This is a genomic window from Mesorhizobium sp. M0106 (assembly GCF_040322715.1).
Taxonomy (GTDB): domain Bacteria; phylum Pseudomonadota; class Alphaproteobacteria; order Rhizobiales; family Rhizobiaceae; genus Mesorhizobium.
Genome location: NZ_JAMYUA010000137.1, coordinates 1 through 722 on the forward strand (window position 1 = coordinate 1; position 722 = coordinate 722).

The window sequence follows — 722 nt, forward strand, 5'->3', positions numbered from 1 at the left end:
GAGCAGCACCTGGATGATGCGGATGTCCGTACCGTTCTCCAGCAAATGCGTGGCGAAGCTGTGCCTGAGCGTATGCACCGTCACGCGCTTGTCGATGCCGGCAGCCGCACGCGCCGAGCGGCACGCCGAATAGAGAACCTGCACATCGATGGGGCGGTCGACGCCGCGCCCGGGAAACAGCCAACCCTGCGGCTTCGCCAGCCGCCAGTAGACTCGCAGGATGCGCACAAGCTGCGCCGACAGCATCACGGTGCGGTCCTTGCCGCCCTTGCCGTGATGGACGAGGATCACGCCGCGTTCACTGTCGATGTCGCCGACCTTCAGCCCGACGGTCTCCGAGGCGCGAAGTCCCGCGGCGTAGGCCGTGGTCAATGCCGTTCGGGTCTTCAGGCTCGGCACCGCCTCCAGGAACCGGACGACCTCGTCGGCGCTCAGCACCACTGGCAGCGTGCGTGGCGAGCGGGCGTAGACGATCCGCTCCGGGATCTCGGCATGGCCCAGCGTCACGCCGTAGAAAAACCGCAGCGCGCACACCGTCTGGTTCAGCGCCGGCCACGAGACTCCCGCCGAAACCAGATGGACCTGGAAGGCGCGGACGTCCTCCAGGCCGAGCCGGTCCGGCGAGCGGTCGAAATAGCGCGAAAACTTGGCCACCGCGTGCACGTAGGATCGCTGGGTGGCCGGCGACAGATTGCGGATCGTCATGTCCTCGATCATGCGTC

Annotated in this window: 1 protein-coding gene; it reads right to left on the reverse strand. The window is 67.0% G+C overall.

The features are described from left to right. Nucleotides 1-722 (reverse strand): site-specific integrase (locus NKJ55_RS35460; RefSeq protein ID WP_352453935.1); only part of this gene is annotated, 722 nt, incomplete at both ends.